Origin of the sequence: Halovenus marina (genome assembly GCF_051414115.1) — an archaeon.
Lineage (GTDB): Archaea > Halobacteriota > Halobacteria > Halobacteriales > Haloarculaceae > Halovenus > Halovenus marina.
This window is the reverse complement of record NZ_JBLKNZ010000001.1, coordinates 1,572,569-1,588,474: the sequence shown is the minus strand read 5'-3', so window position 1 is coordinate 1,588,474 and position 15,906 is coordinate 1,572,569. Positions and strand designations below refer to the sequence as shown.

Genomic DNA, 15,906 nt, shown 5'->3' with positions numbered 1-15,906 from the left:
GATACTGGGAGTGAATGGAGACGAGTCACCGCATCGTCACGGGGGACGCCCGATCGCTGTCGCAGGTCGAAGACGATTCTGTGGAGTTGGTCGTCACGTCCCCGCCGTATCCGATGATCGAGATGTGGGACGACCTGTTTGCTGATCTCGACCCGGAAATTGCGGACCATCTGGACGCAGGGGACGGGCAAGCGGCCTTCGACCGTATGCACGAGCAACTCGAAACCGTCTGGACGGAACTACGCCGCGTCCTCGTTGATGGCGGCATCGCTTGCGTCAACGTCGGAGACGCAACCCGAAAAATTGGTGGGAGCTTTCGAGTCTTTCAGAACCACTCGCGGGTCGTCTCGGCGTTCGAGGAGCTGGGCTTCGAACCGCTTCCGGAGATTCTGTGGCGAAAGCCCGTCAACTCGGGTGCGAAGTTCATGGGATCGGGGATGCTCCCCCCGAACGCGTACGTGACCCTCGAACACGAGTATATCCTCGTCTTCCGGAACGGGACCGACCAGCGCCACTTTGAACCGCACTCGAACCGACGATATCGTTCGGCGTACTTCTGGGAGGAGCGAAATCGGTGGTTCTCTGACGTGTGGACCGACATCAACGGCGAACTCCAGTCGCTCGAAAGTGACAAACTTCGGGAGCGCTCCGCGGCCTATCCCTTCGAGATACCGTATCGACTGATCAACATGTACTCGGTCTACGGGGACACCGTTCTCGACCCCTTCTGGGGGACTGGAACGACCGCGCTCGCGGCGATGGTCGCCGGACGAAACTCGATTGGATACGAACTGGACGAGGAGTTCGTCGACGTGTTCGACGAGCGCATCGAGCGCGTCCCGGACCACTCCCGAGCGGTCATCGAGCAGCGACTGGACCGCCACCGGGAGTTTGTCGAAACGCGACGCGCTGACGGCGAGACGTTCAAATACGAGGCAGAACGCTACGAGTTCCCAGTCACGACCAAGCAGGAACGGCAGATCCAGCTTTACACCGCGTCGTCCGTCACGAGCACGGACGATGGATACGAAGTTTCGCACGTGCCTGTCGAAGAAGTCGAACGGAATCGCGACGACAGCAGGGAGGCTGACGGGGTCAAGTCACCGTCACACACATCGTGATGGTTCGCCGTGGAGACGGCCGCAACAGGTACTTTGCGAGACAGCCCCAACAGTAGCTATGGCTGATGAATCAATTCCGGTGAGTGCAGCGCAACCGGACAGTCCGATCCACACGACAGGAACCGACCACATCACCATCTGGGGGTCGAACCCCGAAGACACCATCGAGTACTACCGGGACGTGCTCGGCATGCCGCTGGTCTTGCGCCAGCCGAATCTCGACGACCCCAGTCAGACGCACCTGTTTTTCGACACCGGCGACGGGACCATCCTGACCTTCTTCGTCAGTGAGGACCGCGACGCCACCCGTTCCCCGCAGCGGACGGGCGTCGGCGGCGTCCACCATCTGTGTTTCACCGTCGCGCCCGAGCGCTTCGAGTCGGTCGCCGAGTCCCTGGACGAGGAGGGGTACTCCTACAACGTCTTCGACCGCGGCATCTTCCTCTCGCTGTACACCCGCGACATGGACGGCCTCATCATCGAACTCACCGTCGACAAGTTCGACTTCCCCGACGAACGCAAGGGCGAGGTGCTCGCCACCGCCCAGCGCATCCGCGAGGAGGACGGGGCGGAGTACGCGAAGACCGAACACATGGAGGCCGCGCTCGAAGAACTCGGCATCGAAGTCAAACCCCACGACCTGCCGGACGCCGAAAGCGGCGTCGGCGGACTCGACTGACCAACCGCCGACGCCACTCAAAGTAACACCTCGCCACCTGGTTCGTTTCGGAATCCATATATCCCTTTAGAAACAAAAGAAAGTCAGATACTGTCGATGTCGCAAATGAGTACACACGCAGAGGAGAGCGTCGAGGAGAAAAACGAGGCGGCGTGTCCGGTGGTCGAAGCCATCGAGGAAATCGGGTCCCAGTGGCGACTGATCGTCGTGAACGACCTGCAGGACGGCGAAAAGCGGTTCAACGAACTCAAGCGCTCGACCGGCGCGAGTTCGCGCACACTTTCGCGAGTGCTCGACGACCTGGAGGACGATGGGATGGTCACTCGCCGGGTCGAGGACCGCCCGATAGCGACTTACTACAGCCTCACCGAGAAGGGGAGGGCGCTGTTCCCAGTCATGGAAACTATCGAGTCGTGGGCCAGCGAGTGGGTCGAACCGAGCGAGGAGTAACGAACCGAAGCGAGTGCCTGGGGACGCGTTCGGTAGGGAAATCCATATCCCTCCCGCGCCCGAACGAGAGACCATGACGTTCGATCCGAACGCGCCGGAACTCGACGCCGAAGAGGTACAGGAACTCGTCGACGAGCGCATCGAGAACGAGGACCTCGTTCTCTTCATGAAAGGCGACGCCCAGATGCCCCAGTGTGGCTACTCAGACCGTGCGCTCACGCTGCTCTCGAAGTACCGTGACGACGTGGTGACCGTCGATACGCTCCAGAACCTCGACGCCTTCCGCGACGCGCTCGATTCACACAGCGGGTGGGAGACCATCCCCCAGACGTTCGTCGACGGGGAGTTCATCGGCGGCAGCGACATTCTCGCTGAACTCGAAGAACGCGACGAACTCGCGGAGGAACTCGGTGTGGATCCAAGCGACGTCGAACCGAGCGATGTCGGATCTGCCGGAAGCGGAAACGTCGACGCGCCGTTCTGAGAATCGCTGGGTCGATTCCCGGTCGATCAGTTCTCGCTGGAATCTTCCTCTTCTGTCTCGTCGCTGATTCGTTCGCTTGTCCCCGCTGGTTCTGATAGTGTAATCTCGTGTCCTGTGTGCCGCGCGTGCGTTCGTGCCCAGCGCCGTGCGGGCGTCTCGGAGAGAAACGCATCCTCGTCCGGACAGTGCCGACAGTCGACGACGTAGGGGCTGACGTCGTCGGGAAAGTGGCCGGTGTGGCGGCGGTGGTCGAGTGCGAACTGTTCGACCGCGCGGTTGCCGACCTGCAACTCGTCGAGTTCGAATTCGAGCGTCCACGTCTCCCCACAGCGAGCACAACTCACTGTCGGTGTCCCCGCTGGATCCGAGCGATCACTCATATCCGTTCGAAGGGGGGTGATGGACTTGTATCTCCTGCACTCCGGGTCGGTCACCAGCGAACACTCCGTGACAGATGCAGTCACGACGAGGTTTCGACGAACGGACCGAGGACCAGCGAAAATTCGGCAACAGGAAAGAGATTTGTGTGTGAGTCTGCTGGTACTAGTATGGTCGAAAACGTCATCTGGCCCGCCTATATTGACGCCAATTGTTCGCGGTCGGAGGGACGACGGGTGTCGCTAGAACTCGCCGTCGAGGACCCCGACGTCGAGGAGATCGCTAAGGCGGTACAACAGGTAGGCTACGACGCCGTCATCGAACGCGATGTGACATATCCCCGTGAGTACGAACCTCGCGGGCGGGTGTTGATTCAGGGTGCAGACGACGCGAGCAAGAGTGATCTCCTGCAGGCAACCGCGGCCTACCTCGACGCGCTCCGAGCATGAGACGCGTCGGGTCCGTCGTACAGGCTGCTCAGGGGCTCGCAATCGTTCGCTCAGACGAGGATCACCCCGATATCGGGACCGCTGTCATCGACGAGGAACTTGCCGCGGTCGGCCGCGTCGTCGACGTGTTCGGCCCGGTGGACCGACCCTACATAGCTGTCTCCCCCGATTCTGACCGGGTTGCCGCGCTCGTCGGCACGACGCTGTATGCTCGTGACCAGTAGCGCGAACGCTGGTCTCTCTTACTCTGTACTCACTCCGGAACTGGTGTCGAAATCCTCAAATCCGTCACCCTACACGACCCAGTATGGACCATCGCCGCCGAGTCGTACTCGCCTGTGCCGGGATCGTCGGCATCTTTCTGCTCGTCCAACTGGGGGCAATCGCGCTCGTCGAACCCTTCCAGGCAGAGGGCTTCCAGCAGGTCGAGGATACCAGCGACCCGACGATAACCGTCCTCTACATCGGTGCGATCCTCGTGGCGACTGCGCTGATGCTGCTGGCGATGAAATACGGCGGCTCCGGGGTGCTCCGGTACGTCATCCTCTTTGCGGCCGTGTACATCTCCTACTGGGTGCTCTCGGTCATCGCACCCGACGCACTCGCCCCCTCGATTGGCGGCAGTCCGGTCGACGTACTCGCGATTGCTGGCGCGCTTCTCATCGGGGCAGCACTGCTGCTCTATCCCGAGTGGTACGTCATCGACGCGACCGGCATTTTGATGGGCATCGGCGCAGCGGGGCTTTTCGGGATCAACTTCGGTCTCTTTCCAGCGCTCGTGTTGCTCACCGGACTCGCCGTCTACGACGCGATCAGCGTCTACGGGACCGAACATATGCTCACGCTCGCCTCCGGCGTGATGGAGATGCGCGTTCCCGTCGTCTTCGTGGTCCCACTCTCGCTCTCCTATTCGTATCTGGACAACGCCTTGCCCGAGGTCGATGCAGACGATGCGGAGACGCCAGACACTCCCTCGGCCGAGGAGTTGAACGAACGCGGACCGGAAGGGATCGAAGCGCTCGACGACGAGACGCTTGCTGCGATAGACGAGGAGACAGTCGCGGAGATAGACGCGGAGATACTGGACGCGCTCGACGACGAGGCCCGAACACAGCTACAGGGCGAGCGAGACGCGCTCTTTATCGGACTCGGTGATGCCGTGATCCCGACCGTTCTCGTCGCGAGCGCGGCCTTTTTCGTCGAGAGCGGGCCTGCGCTGACGGTACTCGGTGTCACCGCGCCGCTCCCGGCACTGACGGCCATCGCTGGCACACTCACTGGGCTGGTGATCCTCCTGTGGATGGTGCTGAAAGGGCGCGCTCACGCGGGGTTGCCGCTGCTCAACGGCGGCGCAATCGCTGGTTATCTCGTCGGTGCGCTCGCGAGCGGACTTACGCTGGCGGAGGCGGTCGGTCTCTCCGGCGGTCTACTCTAAAACGCGTCGCTGGCCGGTGAGAGCGTGAGACACGTGCCGGAATCGTTCTCTCGCGCGCGGTCGTAGAGCATCCGCGCTGCTGCCACCGTCTCGATTGCCGTCCCGCCGCTGTCGAACAGCGTTATCTCCTCGGCTGACTGTCGGCCCGGCGCAGTCCCGCAGACGACATCCCCCAGTTCCGCGTGAACGTGTCCGTCGTCTATCGCGCCCTCTTTGCGGGCAAGAATGTACGCGCCAGCGTCCCGTTCGATCCGCGCCCGGAGGTCCGGAACGTACGTGCTTCGCGCAACTGTGGTTGCGTCGACTTCCCGGCGCTCCGGATGGTACTGCCCCATCGCGGTCACGTGCGTTCCGGGTTCGAGGTCGTCGCCGTCGAAGACAGGTTCGCTCGCTTTTGTCGCCGTGATGACGATGTCGGCCCCATCGAGTGCGCTCTTGGCGTCCGGCACTGCCTCGACAGTCGCGTCGAGCCGCTCGTTCATTTCGCTGGCGAAGGCGCGACGGTTCTCCGGCGTTCGGGAGTACACGGACACCTGTTCGAGCGGTCGCACTGTCGCGGTGGCGAGCAACTGACCGCGGGCCTGGGACCCGCTTCCGATGATGGCGAGGTCAGTCGCATCCGCTCTGGCGAGCGCATCGACGGCGACTGCGCCTGCCGCGCCGGTCTTGGAGGGGTTCATCGCAGCCCCATCGAACAGCGCCAGCGGTTCGCCGCTCTCGAACTCGAACAGCGGGAGCATGAAGTGTGCGTCACGACTGCCGAACCCGGCGGTGTAGGTGTACGCGCCCATCGCGTTCGAGTCCGGGAGGATAGCGAAATAGCCTGTGAGAAAGCCCGGCGGGTCCGCGCTGTCGAGTTTCGTTCGTGGCTCCGCTGGCGCACCTTCACCGCGCTGTCTGTAGCCGTCGCGAACTGCTGGGACGTACGCCGCTGGCTCTGCGAGCGTGGCCGTCTCCTGACTCGATAGGAACAGTACTTCGACCATACCAGGGAGAAGCACCGCGGGCTAATACGCTTTGACACATCGAGTGCCACGCTGTGACACCAGCGAGGATAAATCTCCCCGCTGTTCTCTGTTTGATGTGTATTTTCTCTGAACGCTCTGTTCTGTATAGTGTTTTCGTTTGTGATATTAGCCCATGATATAGTTATTCACTGCCGAACTCCAGCTATCAGCAGTGAAAACACCCCGGTGTACTTTAGTACTTGTATGCCCATTATTCACATGGAGGATGGAGGCATCGGCCTCATCACCAATGAGCAAGCGTGCAACTGACAACGAAGCCGTCGACGACGAGACGAACCGATACGCCGAACTGACCATCGGTGACGAAGAGTTCGTCATCTATGACCGGGAGAACCATCAAGCCTGGATCCAGTCGACGGTAGCAGTCACAGCAGACGACCTTCGGTAGGCGCTTGCGATTCAACGCTATCGCTCTTACTCCTACGTCTTTTCGAGGCCTCTTCCAGACAGACGTTGCTGGCAGGGCGACTTTCTCGAACCCGCCCATTTTTGTCTGAACCGTCGAAGAATCTCCTATGGAGCAGGCGCTCGTCATCGGCGGCACCAGATTCATCGGCCGACATCTCGTCACCGAGTTGCTCGACCACGACTACGCAGTGACGCTGTTCAACCGCGGCACGCACGAGAACCCCTTTGCGGATAACGACTCGGTCGGACATATTGCGGGGGACAGACGGAGTGGCGCTGCACTCAAAGCGGCACGCGATGCGGTCGATCCAGACCTGGTGGTCGACTGTGTGGCCTACTATCCGGGCGAGGTGCGAATGGCCACGCGAGTGTTCGAGGCTGTCGACGCGTACGTCTTCATCTCCTCCGGCGCGGCCTACGGGCCGGACGTGATCCCGAAACGCGAGGACGAAACGCCACTTGAACCCTGTTCGGACGATGAGGCTGTCGACGACAGCGAACGGACCTACGGAGCGCGCAAGGCCGAGGGCGACCGTGCGGTGTTCGAGGCCGCTGAGAACAGCGTCCAAGCGATGAGTGTGCGTCCGCCGATTGTGTACGGGCCCTACGACTACACCGGGCGCTTTGCCTACTGGGTCGACCGTGTTCGAGACCACGACCGGGTGCTCGTTCCCGGCGACGGAACCAACATCCATCACCTCGTCGCGGTCGAAAACGTCGTTCGCGGAATCCGAGCCGTCGCCGAGGAAGGAACCGCAGGAGAGGCATACAACGTTGCCAATCGACGGATACTGACCCTCGGGGACCTCCTCGAGTCGATTGCCGATGCGCTCGACACCGACGTCGAACTCGTCACCGCTGGTGCGCGGGAACTCGGCCGACTGGAGCCGACTGATTTCCCGCTGTACAATCCCAATCCACACATTCTCTCGACGGCGAAACTTGCCGATCTGAACTGGGATCCGGTCGATGTCCAGACAACGATTGCGAACGCAGTCGACGACCCCGCCGAACCCGAGCGCGACCCCGGGCCGGACGTGGCCGAGACTCGGGCAGTGCTGGACCGACTGGTCTGACGCTGTGAGCGACCCACCGCTTCAGCGGTGGACTCACGTGAACCTCAGTTACTAAATGCGTTGGAGCGAAAGAGACCCCTATGTTCGAGAAGTCGACGTGGATTCGGCTGCCGAGGAACGTCCTCGTCGGCCACGGGATGCTCGACAGGACCGGCGAGGCCGTCGCTGATCTGCATCTGTCCGGCCAGCCGCTCGTCGTGACCAGTCCGACGCCGAGAGCGGTCGCGGGCGACCGAGTCGTCGAACAGTTGTCGCAGATCGGTCCCGAACCGGACGTGGTCGTCGTCGAGACTGCTTCCTTCGAGGCCGTCGAGCGCGTCATCGACCGAGTACGAGATATCGACGCTGGCTATCTCGTCGGTGTCGGCGGCGGCAAGGCAATCGATATCGCGAAGATGGCCGCGGCCGACCGTAATCTGGGCTTCGTCTCCGTTCCGACGGCCGCGAGCCATGACGGCATCGTCTCCGGACGTGGCTCGGTTCCCGATGGCAAGACGCGACACAGCGTGGCCGCCGCACCGCCGCTTGCTGTCGTCGCTGATACGACGATTCTCGCAGACGCGCCGTGGCGACTCACGACCGCTGGCTGTGCTGATATCATCTCGAATTACACGGCAGTACAGGACTGGCGACTCGCAAACCGGCTGAAAAACGTCCCCTATTCGGAGTACGCAGGCGCGCTCTCGCAGATGACTGCGGAGATGCTCGTCGAGAACTCCGCGTCGATCAAGAAAGGGCTCGAAGAGTCCAGTTGGATCGTCGTCAAGGCGCTCGTCTCCTCGGGCGTGGCGATGAGTATTGCCGGCTCTTCCCGGCCCGCAAGCGGCGCGGAACATCTCTTCTCGCACCAGCTCGACCGACTCGCGCCCGGGACGGCGCTGCACGGCCATCAGGTCGGCGTCGGGTCGATCATCACCGCGTATCTCCACAGCGGCGACGTCGGCTGGCGGGACGTCAAGCACGCGCTCGAAAGCATCGGCGCACCGACCACCGCCGAGGAACTGGGAATCGACGGGGAGACGATTATCGAGGCACTGACGACTGCGCACGAGATCCGCGACCGATACACGATTCTCGGGGACGGTCTCAACGAAGACGCCGCTCGCGAGGCGACACGCGTCACGGGCGTTCTCTCGGACGAATCGGACTACTGAGCGCTAGACGCGAACCGAAACGGCTCCCTCGACGGTCGGTTTCCAGACGGCATCAGAATCGGCTGAATCGTCTCGAACGGACGCGGCAAACAGCACGGCCAGTCGATACACCGTATCCCGGTCGGGGTTCGCCTGGTCTCTGATTCCGACGATGGTCGCCTGTTCGACGTCGTCGATCTGTGCGGTGATTCCCGTTCGCTCTTCGATGGTCTCGATGAGAGACGATTCGAGCGTGTCCGTCTCGGCAATCGTGGTACTCGGCAGTGACGGACTCCCCTCTCGTTCGAGATGCAATACGTCGGACTCGCCGTTCGTTACCTTCCCGAAGATATCGAGATTATCGAGTTCGGCGCGCGCCTGCTCGTAGCGCTCTGTCGCCACCGATACCGTGGTCTGATTGACGGGGAACGAACTGTATGCGGTTTCTAGCTCCGTGAGACGCGACTCGACGCTCGCGCTGGAGTGCTCCACCACTCCCATGGACACAGCGATCGGTTACAGACGAATAAATCCAGTGACTTCGGACATATTCAGGTTTCTCGTTTGATTGGTTTTGCGTTTGATGTGTCGAGAAGATGTAACGGAAAGTCGGCGGTGTTCAGTACTGCTCGTAGTTGTCGAGGCCGTACGCAGTGAGAGCAGCCGTGGCCGCAATACCGATCACAGCGGCGATCATCCCAATAATTTCGGCACCGAGATCGACGCTTCTCGCCACCTGACTCGGCTCGAAGATCATGACGAGCAGAAGTCCGATGATGAACGCGACGATAGATCCGGCTGCCGCCGCGACCGCCGAAGCGATGTGTGATGGGTCGCTTGGCTCGTGCAGATAGTAGTAGACAGCGACGACGAGTGCAAGTATCAGTGCGAAGGCCATGAGCGTATTCATCATCGACTGTGCAGCAAAGTACAACTCCTCTCCGCCCTGACTGTTGAAGAACGCTGCATTCTGGTCGTCGCCGAGGAACTGGATGAGTGCGTTCGTGATGAACGTACCCAGTGCTAGTGCGAGATAGAGGACAAGCCCGAACTTCGCGTACTCCTGATAGTTGCCCGATCCACCTGTTCGTTGCGGTACGCCTCCTTGAGGTTGTCCACCTGGCTGTTGTGCAGACATGACAGAAGAATGTGTGCGGGTATGGTACTTAAAAATACCTGTCTATTACTAGCTGATTATATGTTCTTGTAGTTTGGTTATTTTTCGTAACGTGTGACATCCAGTCACAATCTGAGATGGAGCGTACCTGATCCCGAAATTCTAGCTGCTATCAGACAACACTAGTCAGTTCTCTGTCTTGTCGTCCTTCTTAACCGTGGTGGCCCAATCGCGTTCCACGGTGGTGTGTGCGATACGTGTCTTCGATAGTGCGTTTTTTGCCCCTCGGTGTCACAGATAGGGGTAATGAGTGAGTTTGATTACGAGGATCTGGGGCTGGTTGCGGGCCTCGAGATCCATCAGCAACTGGACACGGCGACGAAGCTGTTCTGTGCCTGTCCGACCGAACTCCGGGAACCCGAGGAGTCGACCCGCCGATTTACCCGCTATCTGCATCCCACGAAAAGCGAACTGGGCGAACTCGACGAGGCCGCGCTCGAAGAGAGCCGCGTCGACCGGGAGTTCGAGTATCTCGCTTACGATACCACCTGTCTCGTCGAGGAGGACGACGAACCACCGGCCCGGGTCGATAGCGAGGCGCTCGAAACGACGCTCGAAATCGCTGCCCTGCTGGATATGGACCCCGTCGACCAGGCCCACGTCATGCGAAAAATCGTCGTCGACGGCTCGAACACGACGGGCTTTCAGCGGACGATGCTCGTCGCTGGCGACGGTGTTATCGAGACCGAGGAAGGTGCAGTCGGCGTCGAGGACCTGATGCTCGAAGAGGAAAGCGCACAGCGCGTCGAGGAAACCGCTGAGGGGGTTCGGTACAGCCTCGACCGACTCGGGATTCCACTCGTGGAGATTGGGACGCGCCCCGACATCCGCACGCCCGAACAGGCCCGTGAGGCCGCCGAGCGAATCGGGATGCTGTTGCGCTCGACTGGCAAGGTCAAGCGCGGCCTCGGCACCATCCGCCAGGACGTGAATGTCTCCATCGCAGAGGGCGCTCGCGTCGAGATCAAAGGCGTCCAGAGCCTCGACGATATCGACGACATCGTCCGCAACGAGGTCCGACGACAGGTCGAACTGCTCGATATCGCCGAGACGTTGACCGAACGGGACGCCGCCGTTGGTGACCCACAGGACGTTTCGGACCTCTTTGCCGAGACTGACAGCGGCGTCATCAGGGGTGCGCTCGATGACGGGGGATCCGTTCGCGCCGTCCGTCTCGGCGGCTTCGACGGACTCGTCGGCCGGGAGATTCTGCCAGACCGACGGCTCGGCACCGAGTTCGCAGACCACGCGAAGCGCCACGGCGCTGGCGGTATCTTCCATACTGACGAACTGCCCGCCTACGGGATCACCGAGGCGGAAGTCGACCGCCTCCGGGATGCGGTCGACGCTGGCCCGGAGGATGCGGTCGCACTCGTCGCCGACGACCCGGAGACGGCGGAACTCGCCATCGACGCAGTCGTCGAGCGGGCGCGAACGGCCGTCGAGGGCGTCTCTGAAGAGACGCGAGACGCGAACGAGGACGGCACCACGCGGTACCTCCGTCCGCTCCCGGGGGCCGCACGCATGTACCCCGAGACCGACGTCCCGCCGGTCGAACCGGACCCCGCCGCGGTGGAACCGCCGGAACTGCTGACCGAGAAGGTCGAGCGCTATCAGGACGCCCACGGTCTGGACGTCGGACTCGCCGAACAGGTAGCCTACGGCGAGCACATGCCGCTGTTCGAGCGTCTCGTCGCCGAGGGGGTCGACCCGACGCTCGCGGCGGGGGCGCTCGAATCGACGCTGACCGAACTCCGGCGCGACGGCGTTCCGGTCGAGAATCTCACCGACGACCACCTCGCGGACGCCTTGCTGGCGGTCGAGAGCGGTGAGGTTCCCCGGGAAGGGCTTCCCGACTTGCTCAGCGCCCTCGCAGAGAATCCGTCGCTTTCGGCGTCTGCGGCCATCGAACAGGAGGATCTGGGCGGCGTCGACCGGTCGGAAGTCGAGGAGGCAGTCAGAGACGTCATCGAGCGCAACGCAGACCAGGTCGAAGCCGAGGGGATGGGCGCGTTCTCGGCGCTGATGGGCGAGTGCATGGGTGCACTCCGGGGGAAGGCAGACGGTGACCTCGTGAGCGACGTGCTCCGCGAGGAGATTCAGAAGCGAGCGAACTGACTACGCCGGTGACTGGGACCTGTTTGGGCGTTTCCAGCAGGTCACTCAGTCAGCGTGACGACGTACTGGTCGAAGTTGAGGATCACCTTCTGAGCAGTGTCGCCGAAGACGGCCTTTCCGGCCGGACTGCGGCGTCGGCCAAGGAGGAAGATGTAGTCGTTGTCGTGTCGTTCGGCCGTCTTGAGAACCTCAGAAGCGCGGTCATCGTCGTCACCGACCGCCCGCCCGACCGCTTCCGTTTCGATGTCGTACTTCGAGAGAATGTCCGAGATGGCGCTCTCGGCGACTTCCTTGGCGTACTCGGCGGCGCTCATCTCGTAGTTCGCGCCTTCGATGTCGCTTATCGTCTTGAGGACGTCAGCGTCGCCGGAGTATTCCTCGTCCGAGACGACTGTCAGTACCGTTAGCGGCACGTCTGCGGCTTCCGCGAGTTCACCGGCCTCGCTGATCATCTCGGCAGACCGATCACCCGGGTCGGTAACGACAAGTGGTCGTTCCATGGTCTCCGTTCGTGAAACGTTCACTAATAGCTTGTCACATAGAACGAAATACGGTTGGCTTCAGTCGACTCTCGCTGCTCAGTCTGTCGAGCTATCTCCCGTCTCGTCCGCGATACGTTCGCTCCCGCGTCGAAACAACCCGACGAGCGTCCGGACTTCGCGGGGTGTTGGGTCCGCCCGCCCGAGAAGGCGGCGAAAGAGCAGACGGGTTTTCTCCTGTTTGTGCTCGGGGTGTCCGACGGCTTCGATGAACGTCCCGAACTGGTCGTGAAGGCGCTCGATTTCGGCCTCGTCGGCGCGACGATGGATCGTCTCCGGGTGTTGCGTGTCTGTCACCGTGAGACTCCGAAGTTCGTACAGCGTGATAGTCGCGGCCTGTCCGAGATTCAACACGGGATAGGACGCGCTCGCGGGAATCGAACAGATCCGGTCGAGTTCGGCGAGTTCCTCGTTCGAGAGACCGACCGACTCGCGACCGAACACGAGCGCGACCTGCGAGTCGACGCCCCGGAGTTCCTCAACGAGGTCGGCCGGTTCGGCGGCCGGATAGCGCACGTGCTCTGTGGCGTCCTCGTTCGTCGTCGCCGTACAGGCAATCGTGTGGTACTCCCGTGCCAGTTCCTCGAAGCTGATCTCGGTCGCGTTCGGCAGCACGTCTTCGCGGGCGTGTCCGGCGAGTCCGTATGCCTCCCCGTCGGGGTCGAGTGGCGGCGGGTCGACGAGCAACAGGTCCGAGAGACCGAAGTTCTTCATGGCACGGGCGATGGTTCCGACGTTTCCGGGCGTCTCGCTGGCGACGACAGCAACCGAGATGTCCGGCGCGGAGTCACCCGCTTCCTCGTCGGCGTGCATGTGTTCGGAGTGGTGGAGACGTGATATAAATCGCGTGACTCTGCGGAGTCGATCGGCGGTCCGACGAAAACTCGTCAAAGACGAGGCACTTATCCATCTGCACTCAAAGGGACTGCCATGCGAACCGTCGACGCCGCAGGGCTCGATATCGGTGACGATGCGCCGCCACGCATCATGGGTGTGCTCAACGTCAGCAGCGAATCCCCCTACAAACCCTCCGTCTTCGACGACCCGGGGGAGGCCGCGGCCTACGTCGACAGCGAACTCATCGACGAGGGGGCGGACATCGTCGATATCGGTCTCGAGTCCGCGAACAAGCGCCTCGACGTGCTGTCTGCCTCGGAGGAACTCGACAGACTCGATACTGCAGTCGAGGCCATCGAGAGCGTCAGCGGCGACGCCGTCTTCTCCATCGAGACGCGGTATCACGAAGTCGCAGAGGCCGCGCTCGAACGCGGCTTCGAGATGGTCAACGACATCTGTGGCTTCGCCGACCCGGAGATGCCCCGCGTCTGCGAGGACTACGACGTTGCCGTCGCGAAGATGGCCAGCCCGCCGGATCTAAAGCGCCCCGGGGCCATCGAGGCCGTCGACGACATCTACGACGCGCTCTTTCAGAACGGCCTGACCGACAAGACGCTCGTCGACCCCGCGTTCGGTGGCTGGAGCGAGGACAAGACCCTCGAAGACGACCGGGAGACGTTCCGCCGCCTCCGGGAGTTTCGGGCGATCGGGCAGCCGATCCTGGTCTCGATAAACCGGAAGAACTTCCTCCGGGAGATTGCTGGTCGTGACACCGAAGACGCGCTCCCCGTCTCGCTCGGAGCGACTGCGATGGCCGTCGAGCGCGGTGCGCACGTGGTCCGAACGCACGACGTAGCCGAAACACGCGATGCAGCACTCGTCGGCAGGGAGTTCACCCGTGACCGTCTCAGAACCGAAGCCAACGGCCTGCGGATCGAGGAACTGGACGCCCAGACTGTCGAGGAGATGACGGCTCATCTAGACCGGTTCGGAACGCCGGGAAGCGCGGCAGAACGGACGGTCACACGCGCCTTTACCGTCGACGGTCTGTCGAAGAATACACGCGAGCAACTGTCCGCTATCGGGGCCGAAATGGGGCTACTTGTCGCGACTGCCGGAGCGACGACACTCGTCGCGGGAACTGTCGCAGCCATCGAAAAGACGGCAAAGCGGGTCAGCGAACCGCCCGAACTGGCCGACGTGCTCGGGCGGATCTGGTCTCAATCTCGGTAAGAAAACTTATACGGGATGAGCCTGAATACCCGAGTAACGGCCGAAAGGGCACACGGGCAGGGGAACACCTCTGTGCCATTCCGGCTCAATCCGGTTTATCTGGGAGTTACCCGATGAGTGGTATGTCTATCCTACCGACACGAACACTGATAAGAGCCGCTCCACTCCGAGAGACTTCCGCTGGCAAACGGAGGTGGCTCTGATGCGGTTTGCCGAGTGGGAGCCAGTCTACGAGCGGATCTGTGACGACTTCGGATACGACAGGGCGGGCGACGAAGCGGCGCGAGACGAACTGGCCGCGCTGTTCGCGGACGTGACGCCGTTCGATCCCACCGGGATTGGTATCGAGGGGCAGACCGTCGCAATCGCCGGTGCTGGCCCGACACTCGAATCGGATGCCGCGCTCGCACGCGAGGCAGACGTCGTGCTCGCGGCGTCGGTTGCCGCCGACCGGCTTCAGGCAATCGACATTAGGGTCGACTGTATGGTGACAGATTTGGACAAAAACCCCGAGACGGTCCGGGCGCTGACCGAGGCCGAAACACCCGTCGCCGTCCACGCTCACGGTGACAACCGTGAGGCGATAGCGCGAATAGTACCCGACCTACACACGGAGTGGGTCATCCCGACGACGCAGGCTGAGCCAGTCGGACCGCTTCGCAACGACGGTGGCTTCACCGACGGCGATAGGGCGGCGTTTCTCGCAGACGCACTCGGGGCCGACAGACTCGTCTTTCCGGGGTGGACGTTCGACGACTCCACTGTCGGCCCCGAGAAGGCGAAAAAGCTCCGCTGGGCAGAGCGCCTGCTCTACTGGCTCGAACGCCGCCGAGGGGAGCGGTTTGCCGTGCTGAATGGGCGTCGAGACGGTATCGACGCGGAGTGGCTCTCGTAGCTGGCCCGGTACAGCAACCGAAATTCAAGCCGTCAGACACACGTTCGCGTGCGACTGACTTGTCTGTATGAACGGCTCCGATGGCACCTATCACGTCGTTGCAGCCGACTCGCTCGACCCGACGCCAGACTACCCGTGTACTCGCCAGTCGATATCGGAGGCCGCTGGCCTGTCGATGCTTGCCGCGGCGACGTACACGCTCGCACCCGGCGAGCAACTGCCACGGACCTACCACTCGCACGACCAGCGCGAGGAACTGTTTTACGTGCTCTCTGGTGAGTTGTCCGTCGAGACGCCCGACCGAACCTACAGCGTCCCCGAAGAGTCCGTGTTCGTGGCCGAACCTGACAGCCCGCACCGTGCGTACAACCCCGAAACAGCCGACGAATCCGTTTCTGTCCTCGGTGTCGGTGCGCCCCAGTACGACCCTGCCAAGCCCTACGATCCAGCCGACGAGACGTAACTC

Annotated in this window: 20 protein-coding genes; 14 read left to right on the top strand and 6 right to left on the bottom strand. The window is 62.1% G+C overall.

Annotation, left to right across the window (positions count from 1 at the left end):
* The first annotated feature begins 14 nt into the window (after positions 1-14).
* From ACMGFL_RS08085 to ACMGFL_RS08070, 4 genes are all read left to right on the top strand, one after another.
* Positions 15-1,121, top strand: a complete 1,107-nt coding sequence (locus ACMGFL_RS08085) for a DNA-methyltransferase (RefSeq protein WP_436935027.1) — start codon at positions 15-17, stop codon at positions 1,119-1,121.
* A gap of 58 nt (positions 1,122-1,179) precedes the next feature.
* Entirely contained in the window at positions 1,180-1,800 is a 621-nt protein-coding gene (locus tag ACMGFL_RS08080) for a VOC family protein (RefSeq protein ID WP_436935026.1), read from the top strand.
* A 96-nt stretch (positions 1,801-1,896) separates the two neighbouring features.
* On the top strand, positions 1,897-2,250 hold the full coding sequence (locus ACMGFL_RS08075) for a winged helix-turn-helix transcriptional regulator (RefSeq protein ID WP_436935025.1): 354 nt from the start codon (positions 1,897-1,899) through the stop codon (positions 2,248-2,250).
* A 73-nt stretch (positions 2,251-2,323) separates the two neighbouring features.
* Positions 2,324-2,734 carry a glutaredoxin family protein gene (locus ACMGFL_RS08070; protein WP_436935024.1) on the top strand — a complete coding sequence of 137 codons (411 nt, stop codon included), beginning with the start codon at positions 2,324-2,326 and terminating at the stop codon, positions 2,732-2,734.
* A 26-nt stretch (positions 2,735-2,760) separates the two neighbouring features.
* Here ACMGFL_RS08070 and ACMGFL_RS08065 read toward each other — a convergent pair whose 3' ends face one another.
* Complete coding sequence (locus tag ACMGFL_RS08065; RefSeq protein ID WP_436935023.1) at positions 2,761-3,114, bottom strand: DUF8062 family protein; 354 nt, start codon at positions 3,112-3,114, stop codon at positions 2,761-2,763.
* A 168-nt stretch (positions 3,115-3,282) separates the two neighbouring features.
* On the opposite strand from ACMGFL_RS08065, the gene srp19 reads away from it, so the two are divergent.
* From srp19 to ACMGFL_RS08050, 3 genes are all read left to right on the top strand, one after another.
* Positions 3,283-3,561: a signal recognition particle subunit SRP19 gene (gene srp19 / locus ACMGFL_RS08060; protein ID WP_436935022.1), complete on the top strand. Its 279-nt coding sequence runs from the start codon at positions 3,283-3,285 to the stop codon at positions 3,559-3,561.
* Complete coding sequence (locus ACMGFL_RS08055) at positions 3,558-3,785, top strand: H/ACA ribonucleoprotein complex subunit GAR1 (RefSeq protein ID WP_436935021.1); 228 nt, start codon at positions 3,558-3,560, stop codon at positions 3,783-3,785. The genes srp19 and ACMGFL_RS08055 overlap by 4 nt, the downstream gene beginning before the upstream one ends.
* An 83-nt stretch (positions 3,786-3,868) precedes the next feature.
* The gene (locus ACMGFL_RS08050; protein WP_436935020.1) at positions 3,869-4,996 is read left to right on the top strand and encodes a presenilin family intramembrane aspartyl protease PSH; all 1,128 of its coding nucleotides are present in this window, start codon (positions 3,869-3,871) and stop codon (positions 4,994-4,996) included.
* Here ACMGFL_RS08050 and ACMGFL_RS08045 read toward each other — a convergent pair.
* Complete coding sequence (locus ACMGFL_RS08045) at positions 4,993-5,982, bottom strand: ornithine cyclodeaminase family protein (protein WP_436935019.1); 990 nt, start codon at positions 5,980-5,982, stop codon at positions 4,993-4,995. The two genes, ACMGFL_RS08050 and ACMGFL_RS08045, sit on opposite strands and share 4 nt — an antisense overlap.
* Positions 5,983-6,253: 271 nt before the next feature.
* Here ACMGFL_RS08045 and ACMGFL_RS08040 point away from each other — a divergent pair, with 271 nt between their 5' ends.
* The 3 genes from ACMGFL_RS08040 to ACMGFL_RS08030 all read left to right on the top strand — a co-directional run bounded on the left by ACMGFL_RS08040 (position 6,254) and on the right by ACMGFL_RS08030 (position 8,662).
* Positions 6,254-6,412, top strand: a complete 159-nt coding sequence (locus tag ACMGFL_RS08040; RefSeq protein WP_436935018.1) for a DUF7331 family protein — start codon at positions 6,254-6,256, stop codon at positions 6,410-6,412.
* A 127-nt stretch (positions 6,413-6,539) separates the two neighbouring features.
* Positions 6,540-7,508: an NAD-dependent epimerase/dehydratase family protein gene (locus tag ACMGFL_RS08035; protein ID WP_436935017.1), complete on the top strand. Its 969-nt coding sequence runs from the start codon at positions 6,540-6,542 to the stop codon at positions 7,506-7,508.
* 80 nt (positions 7,509-7,588) lie between these two features.
* The gene (locus ACMGFL_RS08030; protein WP_436935016.1) at positions 7,589-8,662 is read left to right on the top strand and encodes an NAD(P)-dependent glycerol-1-phosphate dehydrogenase; all 1,074 of its coding nucleotides are present in this window, start codon (positions 7,589-7,591) and stop codon (positions 8,660-8,662) included.
* A 3-nt stretch (positions 8,663-8,665) separates the two neighbouring features.
* Here the strand turns inward: ACMGFL_RS08030 and ACMGFL_RS08025 are convergent, their stop codons facing one another.
* Entirely contained in the window at positions 8,666-9,142 is a 477-nt protein-coding gene (locus ACMGFL_RS08025; RefSeq protein WP_436935015.1) for a hypothetical protein, read from the bottom strand.
* A 118-nt stretch (positions 9,143-9,260) separates the two neighbouring features.
* Positions 9,261-9,779, bottom strand: a complete 519-nt coding sequence (locus tag ACMGFL_RS08020; RefSeq protein ID WP_436935014.1) for a hypothetical protein — start codon at positions 9,777-9,779, stop codon at positions 9,261-9,263.
* Positions 9,780-10,064: 285 nt separating this feature from the next.
* On the opposite strand from ACMGFL_RS08020, the gene gatE reads away from it, so the two are divergent.
* Complete coding sequence (gene gatE, locus ACMGFL_RS08015) at positions 10,065-11,936, top strand: Glu-tRNA(Gln) amidotransferase subunit GatE (RefSeq protein WP_436935013.1); 1,872 nt, start codon at positions 10,065-10,067, stop codon at positions 11,934-11,936.
* Between the two features lie 41 nt (positions 11,937-11,977).
* Here the strand turns inward: gatE and ACMGFL_RS08010 are convergent, their stop codons facing one another.
* Both ACMGFL_RS08010 and ACMGFL_RS08005 read right to left on the bottom strand, forming a co-directional pair.
* Positions 11,978-12,436, bottom strand: coding sequence for a universal stress protein (locus tag ACMGFL_RS08010; protein WP_436935012.1), 459 nt, complete (start codon positions 12,434-12,436; stop codon positions 11,978-11,980).
* Positions 12,437-12,514: 78 nt separating this feature from the next.
* Positions 12,515-13,288, bottom strand: coding sequence for an RNA methyltransferase (locus tag ACMGFL_RS08005; protein WP_436935011.1), 774 nt, complete (start codon positions 13,286-13,288; stop codon positions 12,515-12,517).
* A 117-nt stretch (positions 13,289-13,405) separates the two neighbouring features.
* Here ACMGFL_RS08005 and folP point away from each other — a divergent pair, with 117 nt between their 5' ends.
* The 3 genes from folP to ACMGFL_RS07990 all read left to right on the top strand — a co-directional run bounded on the left by folP (position 13,406) and on the right by ACMGFL_RS07990 (position 15,903).
* A complete protein-coding gene (folP, locus tag ACMGFL_RS08000) occupies positions 13,406-14,545 on the top strand; it encodes a dihydropteroate synthase (RefSeq protein ID WP_436935010.1) in 1,140 nt (379 codons plus the stop codon).
* Between the two features lie 202 nt (positions 14,546-14,747).
* Positions 14,748-15,440: a 6-hydroxymethylpterin diphosphokinase MptE-like protein gene (locus ACMGFL_RS07995; protein ID WP_436935009.1), complete on the top strand. Its 693-nt coding sequence runs from the start codon at positions 14,748-14,750 to the stop codon at positions 15,438-15,440.
* A 67-nt stretch (positions 15,441-15,507) separates the two neighbouring features.
* Positions 15,508-15,903 (top strand): cupin domain-containing protein, encoded by a 396-nt coding sequence (locus ACMGFL_RS07990; protein WP_436935008.1) that lies wholly within the window; start codon positions 15,508-15,510, stop codon positions 15,901-15,903.
* Positions 15,904-15,906 lie beyond the last annotated feature (3 nt).